This is a genomic window from Candidatus Dojkabacteria bacterium (assembly GCA_030583845.1).
Classification (GTDB): Bacteria; Patescibacteriota; Dojkabacteria; order SC72; family JAHDCA01.
Map to the genome: position 1 here is coordinate 289,444 of CP129478.1, position 15,501 is coordinate 304,944.

Below are 15,501 nucleotides of genomic sequence, written 5' to 3' on the forward strand. Positions count from 1 at the left end.
TCAACAACTTATTTCAGGCAGCAAAGCCACTTTATACTATTTGGGTAATTTCTCCATGAACTCACCCAACATATCTTCCTGCATTCTATACATTATTTCAAGATCGTCGCGATTCTCGTCAAAATAATCCTCATGCTGATATCCAAAAAGATGCAGGATGCCATGCATAATCATCCTGATACACTCCTCCTTCACCGAAGAGACACCATTATCAACTACATTTTTCCTTACATCCTCAAGCGAGATATACACTTCGCCAAAGACATCGCTTCCCTCTGGCATATTGAACGCAAGCACATCAGTGCTACTGTCCGTGTCTCTGTTCTCCCTATTTATCCGCTGCATCTCCTCTTCATCTACGAAGACAATATTTACCAAATTTTTCTGTTTGGCGAATTTGCTCTCAACTACTTCAGAGAGCATTTTAGCGAACTGCTCTTCTTTCACTCCGAAGCTACTTTCAAGCTGATCTTTTGCCAATCCAAGTATCTCAAATTTCATAATGCTGCCAATTTCTGCTCAACTACACTTTTTACTACACCACCATCGGCCTGACCTTTCAGCCTGCCCATTGCCTGACCCATCACCCTCCCCATATCTTGAGGCCCAGCGGCTCCGCTCTCTTTGATAACAGCATCAACAACCGCACCGACCTCCTCTTCGCTCATCATTGCTGGCAAGAAACTATTCAGATAATCAAGCTGACCCTGGGTCGCTGAGACTAACTCCTCCCGCCCAGCGGCATTAAACTGCTCAATCGAATCCGAGAGCTTCTTTGCCTCTTTCCGCAGGACATTCTGCACCTCTTCATCGGTGAACTCCGAGCCTTTCTCAATCTCCGCATTCTTAACTGCCGCCATAGCGAGACGGGCAATTCCTGCCTTCATCTCATCTCCATCCTTCACTGCTTGAAATGTATCTGTCCTTAACTGGTCGATTATCCCTGAAGCCATGTTTGGAACCTGCTCAATTTAGCTCGCACTCAATAAATAGTAATCCTACACCCTGAAAAAGGCAAATTCACAGCTCTCAAAATTACAAAATCCAGCCAAAATCGGCCTATCTCTTTGACCTAGCTCGGCGGGCTGCGCTTCTTCTTCGGCGCTTCATCTTAGCCCATTCTCGCCTCTTATCTGCTGCAAGCTGAGACTTCTTTACGAAGTATACGCGGTCACGGTAGGTCTCGAGAATCTTCTCTCGCAATACCTCTCTGTGCAATCTTTTCAGTGCGCTATCAACATTTTCGTTTGAGTGTACGATAACAGCCATTCTGCTTTCCAACAAGCTTATATCTTAAAACGGTGTGATTATAACACCCGGTTACCAGGGAAACAAGTGACCAAGGGCTTTATTTGCCACCCTTTCGCTTCTTTTCTACACCCTTCTCAAATTTCTCCTTGGTGTAGTCAAGTCTCTCATCCTTGCTCATTAATCTCAGGAACCACACATCATATCTATCTGACCTAAGGTAAGCCACACTACCTACCACAATTACCAATCCGATAAGTACTTTCACTGCAGCACTTGGGCTAATGATTGCTGTATCAGGTAGATCTGGGTCTGTAGGCGTGCCTGTCTCAGGACAGAATATACCAGTAACATCCACTGTATCCTCTGCTGTGAACACGGTATCATCACCGCCACCACCATCTCCAGGGAATGCCTCTACATTATTATCGTAAGTTGCATAGTACTGCTCAGGGAATACAACTGTATAGGTAAATTCTCGGGTCTCACCTGGATCAAAGGTCTGCTCAGCCAATGGGATCTCCCACACAATTGTCTGACCTACTATAGTACCGTAGCTTGGGGTAATCGAGCTAGCGTCTACCCATGACATATCTACATCAGGATCAAGTGTGTCAATTACCTGCTCCAATACTCCCTCACCATCGCCTGTATTGCTTACCGTGATAGTATAGTTCACAACTGCTGATGAAGCTGTCCCGTCTGCTTCACATGTGATATCGTGGTTCTTGGCCATATTCCAGTCTGGATTCTCTGTCTCACATAGACACTGTTCATCCTGGTCATCAACACTACATGCGTCGTTGACACACATTCCGCCAGAGCAGATCAGATCACCAGCACAGTCATTATCAGTCGAGCATTCCTCCATACACTCGTTCTGTGTTGGGGCTGCACAGTTAGTAAATCTAAAGTCTAGACCGCCTACCTCGGTACCAGCAGCAACACCGCAGCTAGAGTAAGTACCGCTACCACCGACTGAATCATTTGGACCACACACCTCACCTGTATCTGTACATTCAGTGCCACTGTTACAATTTACGGCGAAATTGTCACCAGTTGCAGGGGTAGTTGAATTTGGGTTCATACTTGAGAACGGCTGTCCTGTGGAGAGAGTTCCTGTTGGTAGATTTGTTATCGAGGCATCTACGTTAAACTCCTCATCCTCAGCAGTTGGTACATCAATTGTATAGTTACCGTTGGCATCAGTTGTTACATTTACGTTTGTACATGCTTCATCGGGAGGACATACACGTGCCCTGACTGTGACCCCAGCTACAGGATATGTAGTCGACGATCCTGTATCCTGACAATATACTCGTCCTGTTGCGGTTGCCTCATCCTCTTGTGGTGTACCCTGGCCACAGGTAAAGTTACCAACATCTACTCGACATCCATTCGCCTGATCCTGGATTGACCATTGATAGGTCTCACCTGGCTGTATTGTGACTGTATGGCTTCTTGTTGCTGGATTTGAGCCCACCTGAGTACCCTGAGATACCAGATATTGGTCGTACAGCTCACATGAGGTATTTGCTAGACAGTACCTATTGGCTACACAAGCCCATCCGACAGGACAGCCAACTACACAGCTGGTGTTGCCGTTTGGACATACTGAGACACCCTGGCATGTATAGCCGTTAGGGGCGCTTGAGTTTGCGATTGCCGCTGCTTCCTGGTCAGTACTTGGGTTGTAACACATAACTGTCTGACAACCTACATATCTTGGGAGACTTGGATCGGCTAGATGCTCTGGACCAACACCCATGCACTGGAATTCATTTGTAGGATCGCTATTTAGTCTCAAGATCTGGCTAACCGGAGTGGTCGTTGGATTTGTCCAGTTGAATCGCACCTGGTTTGTACCTACACAGCTTGCTGTAAGGCTACTTGCACACTCAGGAGGATCGTTATCACAATCCCAATCTAGCTCGTCTGGGTCACATGGGTTGCCCTGGTCATCTCTATGTGTCCTTCCACCATTGCCATCATCCACCTCTGCACAGATCTCGCCGTTATCACCAATATATACAATTGAATAAGCACCGTTAGGAGCATTGCTGTCCGCCTGTACCGTTGAGCACCAGGTCGAAGTGGTTACATTGATCGTTGAACCGCCCTCTGGTGTATAGCTTAGGTCAACGCTTTCGCCAACCTCAACATTGCTGCCACCATTGCCGATAAACGGTCCGTCTGGATCAAGGGTTGGGAATACTTCTGGGTCGAAGCCCATTGCTGAGTTGCAACCGTCACCACGCTGTCCGCGGCAGTAATCTGTTCCTGAGAAAAATCCACATTCATGAGGGTCTATTCCATCACACTGTACATTACAGCCAGTATGACCACAGCTTCCTACACATGTGTTGCATTGCTGCTGATTGCCACCACCTGATGGGCATTGATTTTCCGGGATACAGCTACCTGTGTTTGAGCAGTGGAAGAGACTATCTTCACAACCACCATTCGTTGGGACATTGCCGTTACAAGGTGCACCTTCTGGGTATGGCTCTCCATCATCTCCTCTACAAGCCGCATTCTGAGTACAAGCGTTCTCATCACACCAGCCCTCATTATATCCACCACAAGGACAATCTTCTGAACTTGCACTAGACCCACCAAGACCGATCTGCTCTTCTAGATCAGTGAGCATGACTAAAGCAACAATTACAGCTGTAGTTACAAGCAGAAATCCTACAATCCCTGTTATTATCTTTGCACCTCTGGACATTCGTACAGCCATATCTAGTTCTGTAAAACAGTTAATGAGAAATTAAGATTTCCTTATATCAAATTACATGATCTATACGAAATAATCAAACTGTTGCGCTGACCTATAGATCCGCCCACGTCCGGTTAGGCAAACATTCGATGCAGCAAGTCTGAAACCACCAAGTAGTCGGCTTATAGGTCAGCGCAACAAAAGGTGCGTTGTGGTTCTACCAGTCTCGCTCAAATCTCTTTCGAGACTTGCTTACCTTCGCCTCTTTGCCATATCTCTTATTGATTCCACCCTTTGCCGAGTGCAATGCATTGACAGAGATGATGTCGAATTTCTCAAAGGCTAGGTATGCACCGCTGATTATGATCATCAGCACTCCAGCGACAACCTTTGACCTTGTCGAGTCGAAGATTCCTGTCACAGGAGTTGTGCATGAGACCATTACAGTACTCTCATCTGTGAAAGGCTCACCCTCCTCTGGAGTTGCAGTTACCAAGTTCTCAATCTGTCCGAAGGCTGACCTAGGCACACGCAATGTATAACTCAAAGTCATAGAATCACCTGGCTCAAACACCTCATTTATCTCCCAAGTGATGGTATTACCATCGACTACTCCAGGAGGAATGATGCTGCTCTGTATAATCCAATCTGGCTGCACAGCTTCATCTAAGCTGATCAACTACTGTCTCAAGCGTACCCTGTGTCGTACCGTTATTACTTACTTCAATTACATACTCGACGTCTGCATATGGATCACCTGTAGTGGAACAGCTTGGCGTACCGACTTTCTCAATCTCCCATCCAGGATTTGGATCTGGGCAGAGACAATCAGACTGACAAGCACCATATGTACATGAGCCTGCATTCATATCACACTCTTCACCCTCATCTTCATCGACTACTCCATCTCCACAGCTTGGAGGTGGCTCTTGAGGGCAGGTACAGTTCGTATTGCAAGCTCCAAACTCACATGTATTTGCAGCTTCAGGGTCACAAGCCTCCCCTGGATCTACTGTCCCATCACCACAGTATGGATCTGGCTCAGGGACACAAGCTGATACGTCAAAATCATCTCTTGCGAGACACCATGCCAAGTAGTCACTCGCGCCAGCCTGGCTGGCATCGTTTGAGCTACAGCGAGTCCCATCAGCATCAATCCACACCACATTAGCGTTTGTACCTCGACAGCCGGTCACATCATACTGCATAGTCACACAATATCCACGACCGCTACCTGAGCTGCCGTTTGCGTCGTTGCATGACACAGGGATCTGCCCCTGGACATCTGTATCAAACGGGCAGTTAAATTCAGCTGTTTGGTATGAACAATTTTCGCTATTTTCACAGCTGAGCAGCCGTTATTGTTACAGGTTGGGGTTCCTTGACACTCCGTACCACCGATATGAGCCACATGTACCCTGCTCGTTCGGTGCTGCCTGATTGTTACCAGAGGCGTCTAGACATTGTAACGGCGGTGTTACATCCGTGATCCCAGGAGCCGATTGTGGCCTTGGCCATCTGCATCACAACAAGGCTCTCCGAGGCGCCACCAGCGAATCTCCGGGATCTGCATCACACTCGTTGCCATTGCTGAAACCGGAGGAGTTATCCATGCCACAAAACTCCCTCCATCTGTCATTCACAATCTCCCGTGTAGCCTGCTGGACAATTCACACCAGGCGTACAGGGATTGTAAGAGTCAGTCCTGCACCAGCCGCATCGACCATCAGGACAGGTAAATGAGTTACAACATATCGAAGCCGCACTATCATCTGGAGCGACCTGCTCGGTTCTATTAATAAGCCAAATAGCCACACCCGCAACAGCTGCCAGAAGAAAAAGCCCTCCTAGAGGAGATAAACATACCTTTCTTGCTCAGACGGAAACGGACAGCCACTTTGCATTCCCCAGCTTCAAGTTAATGCGGTATTCATACCGAATGTACGACAAATATGCCGCACCTTCATCTAATCTACATTAACCGAAAAGATTCTGCAAATTTTCTATATAAATAATGTCTTTAAGGATGATGGCAAGCATCAGAAGCATCATCATCACAAAGCTTATCCTGATCAGCCACGCCTCCACTCTCTTGCTGAAGTATCGTCCCATTGTCGATTCTGCAACCGCCAAGACAATCCTTCCCCCATCAAGCGCAGGGATCGGCAGCAGGTTAATTACAAACAGGGTCAAGCTCAGGTTAGCAATAAGATCAAGAACCCCCATCCAGCCGAGCCCTTTAATGAAATCAATCACATAGTAAAGTCCGAGAGGGCCAGATACCACATTCAGTGCAGTCGAGTAATCGCCGGTGGCCGCAGACTGTGAGAAGATTTTCCCCATCTGGGCTATGCTGACATAGATCACATTTATCGAGTGCACAAACCCACCAAGGTACACCTCTAACCCGTAATACTGGATATATTGGAGCGAGTTGAAGCCGAGCAGTATGCCTACCCTACCTTCATCACTCACCAGTGTTGGGTAAAGCTCACAGCTGTCATCCTCTTCTATCGATTCGCAAATCTCTACAACTATCTCTTCCCCTGCATTGTCAGCAATCACTTCTCGGAATTCAAAGTCGTACTCGATTGGACTCATATCATGGCCATCGCCAACAGCGATAATATAGCCGCTCTCAGGCCACCCAGCCTCCTCCGCAGCACCATCTTCAATCAGCTCGCTATATGAGAGATCACCTAGCTTCTCTACCTGCGCCTCACCAAATGGTGGTGTAATGCCTAGCTCTGCCGCTGGGAATGGGAATCGAAAACCTGACATGCCAAGGAAAGCGTAGTAGATCACCACCGCAGTCATTAAGTTCATGAAAACACCCGCAAAAAGTATCACAATCTTCTGCCACAACTTCTTGCTCTGGAAGCTGCTTGGATCTTTCTTTAAGGCTGTATAGCTCTTGCCCGGCTCATCACCCTCACCATAGATTCGGACGAAACCACCGATTGGGAGCATGCGGATCGCATACAGGACACCTCTGAACTCTTTGCCTATCACCTTTGGCCCCATACCGAGCGCAAATTCATCAACTCGCACCTTCATGATCTTTGCGGCGATGAAATGCCCCAGCTCATGCAGGAAAATCAGCAGGTTTAATACAACAATTGTTAATACGATGTTTATAAAAATTTCCATATTGATGAATTCTTTACTCGAGACAATCTATCAGAATCAAAGTTACACTTCCATTAAGGAGGCCTCTTTCTGCTCCCTAACTTGCTCAATCTCGTCATTGCACTTCTTTGCGGCCTTCTCGACGCTCTCTTTCTGCCTCTTCCCTTCATCCTCTGACATGCCGTTCTTGACGGCATCCTCGATCGCCTCCATATATTCATGCCTTACACTCCTTACTGCTACTCTCGAGGCCTCTACCCGTTCCTTCATTACTTTGACCAAGTCCTTTCTCCGCTCCTCTGTGAGATCAGGAAGGCTAACCCTTACAAAATCACCCTCTTCTACTACTGAGAAGCCGAGGTTAGCGGCGCTGATTCCTTTGGCTATCTCTGCCACTATGGACTTATCCCACGGCTGAACGACCAAGGTCTTCGAATCTGCCACCGCTACATTTGCGATGCTTTTGATCGGGTTTTCAGCTCCGTATGCCATTACTTTGACTGGCTCAAGCAACTCAACAGTTGCCCGTCCTGTCCTTAGCTGTGCCAAATCATCCCTTAAGTGATCGACACATTTACCCATATCAGCAGTTAGCTTCGCTTCATCCATTTATTAGATATTGCTAGAGATTAGTTTGCAAATTCATTAATCCCACAGGCATTATCTCAATAATGCACTCCTAACGAATTCGCTTCTCTAGTATATCAGATCCAACAAGTCACCCCGCTAACTTATAGTGTGCGGCATTTCACAACACCTTAACCATGATTAGACTGCCAGTTTAACGAGAACCTCACAGATCAATATCCCAACCATGAACTCGAGATTTAACGGAGCTTTACAACCAGTATTGCATGAGCATCGAGGACCACACTATAAGTTAGCGGGGTGACTATTTGCCAAATTCCCAGAGGAGAATCCTCTTTATGACGAGAGCCTCGCCCATCTGTGAGATCGCTTCGTCGAAAAGATTCTGCATCGTCTTTGAGTCATCCTTGAACCATTTCTGCTGCATTAGACAATTCTCTTCGAAATACTTTGCCATCTTACCCTCAATAATTTTCTCAAGGATATTCTCCGGCTTGCCCTCTTCCTTAGCCTCTCTGGTGAAAAGCTCGCGAAGCTCGGCTACCTTATCTTCAGGGATAGACTCCTTCGATACAAACTTCGGCTTCATTGCTGCCACCTGCTTAGCAAGCTCATTTGTAAGCTCGATAAATTTCTCGTTTCGGGCTACGAAATCTGTGATGCACTGCACCTCAACCAGAGCTACAGTCTTGCGGTCTGTACCGTGGTGGTATACACCGATTGCACCCTCGCCTACTTTCTCGTTGCTGTCGTCGACTGGATCAGACTCCCAACCTCGCTCCTTGATAATCTGCAAAGCCTTCTCAAAATCTTGCTCTGCGTCTTGCAATGCGATCTTACAAAGACCGATCTTTGCGCCAGTCATATTGTGGAGCCTGCTAACTGCATCACTTTTCTCGTTGATATAGGCGATTGCCTTTTCTATATCTCCACCAGTGACTTCTAATGCCTCTCTACAAAGCCCGATTCCAGCCGATGTCTTATTACGCAGAAACATAATATCTTTTGCATCAATCTTTACTTTCGTATCTGCTTTTGCCATTTCTTTTAATTATTTAGCTTAATTTAGGAAATGCCAGACCGGATCGGGCATTTATTTGGCTATTTAACAGCCTTTAATATATCTTTTGCAGCTTTCTCGCCGATACCCTTGATATCCATGAGCTGCTCAGCAGAGAGCTTCTTGATCTTTGCTGCGGTGCTGTAACCTGCTGCTTCGAGGGCTTTAACTGTCCTTGCTGGCAGTCCGAGGTCACCAAGTGCCGAAGCTTTCTCTGTCTCCTTCTTCACAGCTGCCTTCTTTGGCTTTGCTGCTTTTGGTGATACCTTTGGCTTCTCTGCCTTAGCTACCTCTGCCTTTGGAGCTTCTTTCTTCACTACTCTCACAACTGAAGCCTTTGTTACTTCTGGAACTGCTTCACCTGTTCGCATTCGTTTCAATTTCTCGCGATCCTGCTCCTCCATTGCAGCTTTTCTCTCCGTCTCCCGCTCGAACTCTGTAGACAATGCATGCAATTTTGCCTCATGCGACTGCCTGAGTGAGATTACTGCTTCCGATCGCTTACCACCCTTTAGAGCCTTACCAAAGAGCTCAATAAATAGTCGGATGCTCTTGATCGAGTCATCGTTGGCTGGGATCGGGTAAGTTACGAGCTCTGGATCACAGTTGGTGTCAATCAATGCGACTACAGGGATCTTCATGTTTGCTGCCTCACGGATGGTGTTCATCTCGACCTTGCTGTCGATTACAACAACCAATTCTGGGAGACGGTCCATAAACTTGATACCACTGTAAAGCTTGTTCAATCTTTCAACATCACGTGCGAGCATTAGCTGCTCTTTCTTTACTAGACCCTGTGCGCCGGCTGCAAGCTGCTCTTCCATAGATACAAGCTTGTCGACACTCTTCTTAATCATTGAGAAATTTGTGAAAAGACCACCTGGCCATCTGTTATTGATGTAAAACGCACCATTCTCTATCGCGATATTCTGCACCAAAGTAGCTGCCTGACCCTTTGTACCTACAAAGAGCACTGAGCCCTTTTCTACTGCATCTTGAATCTTCTCGAGTGCGGTATCAAGCATCTGCATCGTCTTTACGAGGTCGATGATATGCACTCCGTTTCGCGAAGTATAGATATACTGCTGCATCTTTGGATGCCAGCGGCTGGTCCTATGACCAAAATGAACACCCGCATTCAGAAATTCGTCGAGTGATGGAATTTGCACCTTAGCTTTCTTAGGTGCTGCAGCCTCTGTCTGGACTGCCTGCGCTCCTTTAACTGGAGCTGCTTTCTTAGCTTCTGCCATAAAATATTTCCTTACTATAATTTATCTACCTCTCCGAGCTTTCTAGCTTCGGGTTGAGGCCACCTACTCCGAAGGGCAATGCCCAGGAAACTTTCGAAGTATGCGAGATTTACGTCGGGATGATAACAAATTTATTATCTCGGCGCAAGCCGAGGGTGCTGCTATACAGAAGGATATTACTTAGGCACGTGGGAAGATTAAAACTAATCTAGCACCGCTAGCGTCTTCATTTCAATAACATCAACTGCTGGAGTTTCATATGGATGTGAATTCTTTATTGCCTCTAGTACAGCACCCAATCTATCCTCCGGACACACCATTTCGATTTTATTCTCAGGCTCTCTGCTCATCTTTCCGACTTCACCGATCGCTGGCTTTGCACCAGCCTTACTTAGCCAATTTCCATGTCCAGAAGTAATGAATGCGCAATGAGAATAGTTGCCAATAACTCCAGCTCCAGCTTCTGCCATTGCTTGAATTACTTTATCAGTGCTATCTTGTGGAACGAATACGTATATCTTATACATCCGAATATTTACTTACTTATACTTTACGCTCGAATCTTCTCCCAAGGGAAATCTTCTCTCCCGAAATGCCCGTATGCCGCTGTAGCTAGATAGATTGGGTTTCTCAGCTCAAGAAAGTCAATCACCTCAGAGACCGAAAGATTGCCCACTAAACTCTTTACAAAATCTACAATCACATTATTAGGTGACTTGCTTGTCCCAAAAGTATCAAAATCACTCATAAGAGGATAATGCCCTCCAAAAGTAAACGCAAGCCTAGTCTCAACCTTGTCGGCCAATCCATGAGCTACAATATTCTTGGCTATGTACCTTGCAAAATAAGCCATCGAACGATCAACTTTGGTTGGATCTTTGCCGCTAAAAGCGCCACCTCCAACTCGTGCAAACGAGCCGTAAGAATCAACAATTATCTTGCGCCCCGTTACACCTGTGTCTGAAGCTGGACCACCGATATACCATGGACCACCATTCACGTAAACATTCTCTCTAGAGATTAATGCAAACCCGAATTTATCACTCATCGGGACAATAATATTTTCATAGAAGTCCTCTTTTACCTGGTCGGGAGTTACATTTTCTTTGTGCGGCGCTGCTAAAACAATGTTTAAGATTTTGTATGGTTTTCCATCTTTATACTGAATAGTCACTTGTGTTTTTCCATCAGGTCTCAAATATGGGATCTTTTTGGATTCCCTGAGCCTGTCAATTTCATGTGCAAAGGTGTGTGATAATACAATGGGGGTTGGCATGAATTCTGCTGTTTCATTAGTCGCATATCCATACATAATACCCTGATCCCCTGCACCAGCCTTATCTACTACATCCGAAATTGTCTGAGATTGTTTATGGATGAATACTGATATTGGGGATCGATCCGAATACCCCAGTTTATCGTCAGTGTACCCAAGCTTACGGATTACTCCTTTAGCAACATTCTCATAATCAATTTCACCTGCAAGTGTGACCTCACCTGCAAGAATTGTCTTATCTCTAGTGACGAGTGTCTCAACTGCAACCCGAGCGTACTTGTCTTGCGATAAGGCGGAATCAACTATCGCATCGCTTATCTGATCACAGATCTTATCTGGATGCCCTGCACAAACCGATTCCGAAGTGAATGTCTGATTCATTACAATTTGGTAATTCAAATTATTAGGGTGTTATAGCTAGATTCGAACTAGGTACAAGCCCGACTACATACAAAATCACACTCTTTAAATATGGGTGCGATGATACTATAAGTCCACCTTGGTGTGAAGTGTTAGCCGTTAAATATTACATAGTCACGTAACACATCAATCCGAAGTTGCTCATAGATCTATACGCAGAATCAGACTGATGTGTCTGGCTTATTTGCTTGCAATGCCCAACTCTGTGAGTAGCTCAGGATAATCTTTTATCGTGAAATCTGCCTGTACGCCTGCATCCTTCCCCTCTACATTACCGTCGGTTGCTGGGTCGTAAATTCCTGCTCTGATCCCGATTAGCTGCGCACCACGGATATCGTTCTTATAGTTGTTCCCAATCATCACAGCCTCATTTGGCTCAATCTTGAGTCGCGAGAGAGCCAGGGTAAATATTGCACTAAACGGCTTCTCAAAGATCACCTCTTCCGAGGCGATTATCTGGTCGACATAATGCAATAGCCCCGCAGCCTTCACCTTACGGATGCGCAGGCTCAGGCTACCATCTGATACGATTGCCACTTTCATCCCGGTATCACGGATCCGCATAAGTACATACTCTACATTTGGGAATAGCTCAATATTGTTCATGAAAAATTCCCAGTACATATCCTCAACATCTGGAAGCAGCGAGAGATCATACTTCCCAACCATCTCATCTAGCGCCATCCTGAATACAAGTATCCTGCTGTGTCGCGTGTGCACCGTCGGGAAATTGCGCTGAACGATCAGATGCTTCTCTGCAACCAGGCTATAGAATTCATCTGTATCAAGTGAATACTTCCTCGCCAAGAAATTGGATGCAAACCTGAGTGCACGGTCATATATCTTGCCAGATTTGGTCAATGTATCGTCCAGGTCAAAGAGGACGGCTTTATATTTCAGCATGGGCAGCCACAAAACTATCTAAATCAGAATCATTGTAGCACCTCACTCGGATCTATACGAGATCTGAACCCTTCTGTACTATCCTGCGCCATCCATTCTTGGCAACTATTAAATGGTCGAGCAACACAAAGCCGAGCTCTTTTGCTACCCTACCCACCCTATCGGTAAGCTCAATATCTTGCCTGCTTGGATCAAGTACTCCTGACGGATGGTTATGTGCCATCACTATATAGAGTGCGTTCTTCTCTAGCGCCGGCAATAATATATCGCGCGGCTGAATAAAAAGTGAATCTATATTCCCAACCCCGATCACCTCCTTATGGAGCAGCTCAAATCTGGCGTTCAAGTAGATCGCCTTCAGATATTCGCGCTTTTTATATTTAATATCTTCAAATTGAGCGACTGATTCTTTCGTCGATGAGATGCGAGGCTTCTCGCTGCTATATAGCTGGTAAAGACGCCTACCAAGCTCTATCCCAGCTAGAACCTGCATTGATTTCACACGGCCAAGCCCGCGGACTTGCGAAAGAGTTTCAAGATCTACGGGTCGATCTGGGGAGCCTTTCCTTAGCTCTGTGACTAGATTATTGGCTATATCACGATAGTGCACACCACGACTACCGCTAGAGATCACGATTGCAGCAAGCTCTCTATCGGAGAGAGACTCTAATCCGCGGGATTCATATTTTTCACGAGGCTTCATTGCTTAATTATAATGAAGGAATGTGAAAAATATCTTAAACAGTTACAGGCTAAGGGTCTTCGGTTTGCTAACGACTACTCATCATCACCATCTTCATCTTCCGACTTCTTCTCTGCTTTGACCTTCTTAATAAATTTGCACTCCGGATAGCCGCTACAACCGATGAAGTTCTTGCCCCACTTGCCTCGGCGTTCGACTAGATGATGTCCAGATTCAGGACACTTCTCGTGTAGAAGCATCGGGACGATCCCCTTGCACTCTGGATAGCGCTCGCACGCCCAAAATTGCCCATATTTACCGTTCTTGAGCAGCATCTTTGCACCGCATTCTGGGCATTTTTCTGGCTTTTTATACTTCTTAAGGTCGATGCTCTCCTCACCGCCGTCGATGCTCTTCATCCCTTTGCACTCTGGGAATTTCGAGCAGCTTAGGAATTTTCCATACCGACCTAGCCTAATTACCATCTTTGAACCGCACTTGTCACACTTCTCGTCTGATTTGCCTAGAATGACGACGTCGTTTTTCTCAACGCTCTTGTCAGCAGCTTTGATATCCTTTACGAGAGGCTTGTACTCTTTATCGAGGAAAGGTGCATACTCGACCTTGCCTTCTGATATTAGGTCAAGCTTCTCCTCTACCTCGGCTGTATACTCGTAGTCAACTAGGCTCGCGAAGTTCTTCATCAAAAATTCATTTACTACCCTGCCGACGTCGAGCGGGTGAAGGAAACGCGCCTTCTTCTCTACATAGCCACGACTCTGAACTGTGCTGATGATGGTTGCATAGGTTGAAGGTCGACCAATTCCGTAATGCTCGAGTGCTTTGACCAAGGATGCGTCTGTGTATCTTGGCTTCGGCTTGGTAAAGTGCTGCTCAGCATCTAGCTTCTTGTTCTCCAATTTCTCTCCTTTCTGGACCTCGCTGATCTGCTGTAGCTGCTCCTCATCCTTCTCACTTGAGGCCTTCCACACCTTGCGGAAGCCATCAAAGAGCACCTTCTCACCACCCATTCTGAATTCATACTTTGCCTTTGACTTGCCAACCACCTCACAGGTCACGGTTAGCACCTCGGTCTGCTGGTTCTTCATCTGACATGCCAATGTGCGGTCATAGATCAATTTGTACAGCTTCGCCTCCGCTGGGCCTAGATCTGCTTTCACCTGTATATCTGAAGTGTTGAAATCGGTTGGACGGATCGCCTCGTGCGCCTCTTGGGCATTTCGGCTTCGGCTCTTGTAGTAGTTTGGCTGCTCTGGGAGATATTTCTCGCCGTACTGCTCTACGATCTTGTCTCGTGCTGCATCTATCGCCTGCTGGGCGAGATTAAATGAGTCAGTTCTCATATAGGTGATGTAACCGGCCTGGTATAACGCCTGAGCCAATCCCATTGTGCGCTTGGCAGTAAATCCAAAAAGATTGTTGGCTGCCTGCTGTAGAAGCGAGGTCGAGAATGGCGGATATGGCTTCTTCGACTTGGCAGTTGTCTGCACGTCGATAACTTCTAAATCGTTTTTGCCGATATCTTTCTTGATTTTCTCTACGTCATCCTTGCTGCCAGGTATATTTTTCTTCCCATCTTTCTTGGTGAATTTCGCCTTTAGCTCGTTCTTCTTGTGCTGAACGATTGCATACAGATCCCAATACTCATCAGGCACAAATGCCTCGATCTCCTTCTCTCTTTCAACAATTAGCCTGAGAGCTACTGATTGCACACGACCTGCGGATAGTCCGTACCAGATCTTCTTCCACACAAGCTCAGACACTTTGTATCCGACCAACCTGTCTAGAGCACGACGCGCCAGCTGTGCCTCGACGAGGTTGTCGTCGATCTTCCGCGGTGCCAATATTGCTTCGTTTACTGCCCCTTTGGTAATTTCGTAGAAAACAACACGCTGCGGCTTCTTTAATTTCAATGCTTTCGCTACATGCCATGCGATAGCCTCCCCCTCACGATCCGGGTCCATTGCCAGAAACACTTTCTTCCCTTTAGCTGCTGTACCGAGCTTCTTGATGATGTCGGCTTTGCCTTTAATCGTGGTAAATTCAGGCTCATACTTGTTGTCAACGTCGATGCCCAGCTTGCTTTTTGGTAGGTCAATTATATGACCAACCGTGGCCATCACCTTGTAATCTTTTCCTAGATACTTGCTTATTGTCTTCGCCTTAGACGGAGACTCTACGATCACTAAGTTCTTCATACTTCCC

15 protein-coding genes are annotated in these 15,501 nt (G+C 46.4%); all 15 read right to left on the minus strand.

What is annotated here, in order from left to right; genetic code table 11:
* Positions 1–36: 36 nt before the first annotated feature.
* The 15 genes from ybeY to topA all read right to left on the minus strand — a co-directional run bounded on the left by ybeY (position 37) and on the right by topA (position 15,494).
* Positions 37–501, minus strand: a complete 465-nt coding sequence (ybeY, locus tag QY318_01280) for an rRNA maturation RNase YbeY (GenBank protein ID WKZ31389.1) — start codon at positions 499–501, stop codon at positions 37–39.
* A complete protein-coding gene (locus QY318_01285) occupies positions 498–953 on the minus strand; it encodes a GatB/YqeY domain-containing protein (GenBank protein ID WKZ31390.1) in 456 nt (151 codons plus the stop codon). The genes ybeY and QY318_01285 overlap by 4 nt, the downstream gene beginning before the upstream one ends.
* A 106-nt stretch (positions 954–1,059) precedes the next feature.
* Positions 1,060–1,269, minus strand: a complete 210-nt coding sequence (rpsU, locus tag QY318_01290; protein ID WKZ31391.1) for a 30S ribosomal protein S21 — start codon at positions 1,267–1,269, stop codon at positions 1,060–1,062.
* A 79-nt stretch (positions 1,270–1,348) separates the two neighbouring features.
* The gene (locus QY318_01295; protein WKZ31392.1) at positions 1,349–3,988 is read right to left on the minus strand and encodes a hypothetical protein; all 2,640 of its coding nucleotides are present in this window, start codon (positions 3,986–3,988) and stop codon (positions 1,349–1,351) included.
* Positions 3,989–4,184: 196 nt separating this feature from the next.
* Positions 4,185–4,646: a hypothetical protein gene (locus tag QY318_01300; GenBank protein ID WKZ31393.1), complete on the minus strand. Its 462-nt coding sequence runs from the start codon at positions 4,644–4,646 to the stop codon at positions 4,185–4,187.
* Complete coding sequence (locus QY318_01305) at positions 4,630–5,232, minus strand: hypothetical protein (protein ID WKZ31394.1); 603 nt, start codon at positions 5,230–5,232, stop codon at positions 4,630–4,632. Before QY318_01305 ends, QY318_01300 begins: the two co-directional genes overlap by 17 nt.
* A gap of 712 nt (positions 5,233–5,944) precedes the next feature.
* Positions 5,945–7,117: a M50 family metallopeptidase gene (locus QY318_01310; GenBank protein WKZ31395.1), complete on the minus strand. Its 1,173-nt coding sequence runs from the start codon at positions 7,115–7,117 to the stop codon at positions 5,945–5,947.
* A gap of 42 nt (positions 7,118–7,159) precedes the next feature.
* Positions 7,160–7,705 (minus strand): ribosome recycling factor, encoded by a 546-nt coding sequence (frr, locus tag QY318_01315; GenBank protein ID WKZ31396.1) that lies wholly within the window; start codon positions 7,703–7,705, stop codon positions 7,160–7,162.
* A gap of 283 nt (positions 7,706–7,988) precedes the next feature.
* Complete coding sequence (gene tsf / locus QY318_01320) at positions 7,989–8,726, minus strand: elongation factor Ts (protein WKZ31397.1); 738 nt, start codon at positions 8,724–8,726, stop codon at positions 7,989–7,991.
* Between the two features lie 59 nt (positions 8,727–8,785).
* Entirely contained in the window at positions 8,786–9,994 is a 1,209-nt protein-coding gene (gene rpsB, locus QY318_01325) for a 30S ribosomal protein S2 (protein WKZ31398.1), read from the minus strand.
* A gap of 203 nt (positions 9,995–10,197) precedes the next feature.
* Entirely contained in the window at positions 10,198–10,464 is a 267-nt protein-coding gene (locus tag QY318_01330) for a hypothetical protein (GenBank protein WKZ31399.1), read from the minus strand.
* Between the two features lie 80 nt (positions 10,465–10,544).
* Positions 10,545–11,651 carry a methionine adenosyltransferase gene (gene metK, locus QY318_01335; protein WKZ31400.1) on the minus strand — a complete coding sequence of 369 codons (1,107 nt, stop codon included), beginning with the start codon at positions 11,649–11,651 and terminating at the stop codon, positions 10,545–10,547.
* A 219-nt stretch (positions 11,652–11,870) separates the two neighbouring features.
* A complete protein-coding gene (locus tag QY318_01340) occupies positions 11,871–12,593 on the minus strand; it encodes an HAD-IA family hydrolase (protein ID WKZ31401.1) in 723 nt (240 codons plus the stop codon).
* Positions 12,594–12,645: 52 nt separating this feature from the next.
* Positions 12,646–13,296: a DNA repair protein RadC gene (gene radC, locus QY318_01345; GenBank protein ID WKZ31402.1), complete on the minus strand. Its 651-nt coding sequence runs from the start codon at positions 13,294–13,296 to the stop codon at positions 12,646–12,648.
* Between the two features lie 74 nt (positions 13,297–13,370).
* Entirely contained in the window at positions 13,371–15,494 is a 2,124-nt protein-coding gene (topA, locus tag QY318_01350) for a type I DNA topoisomerase (GenBank protein ID WKZ31403.1), read from the minus strand.
* Between the last annotated feature and the right edge of the window lie 7 nt (positions 15,495–15,501).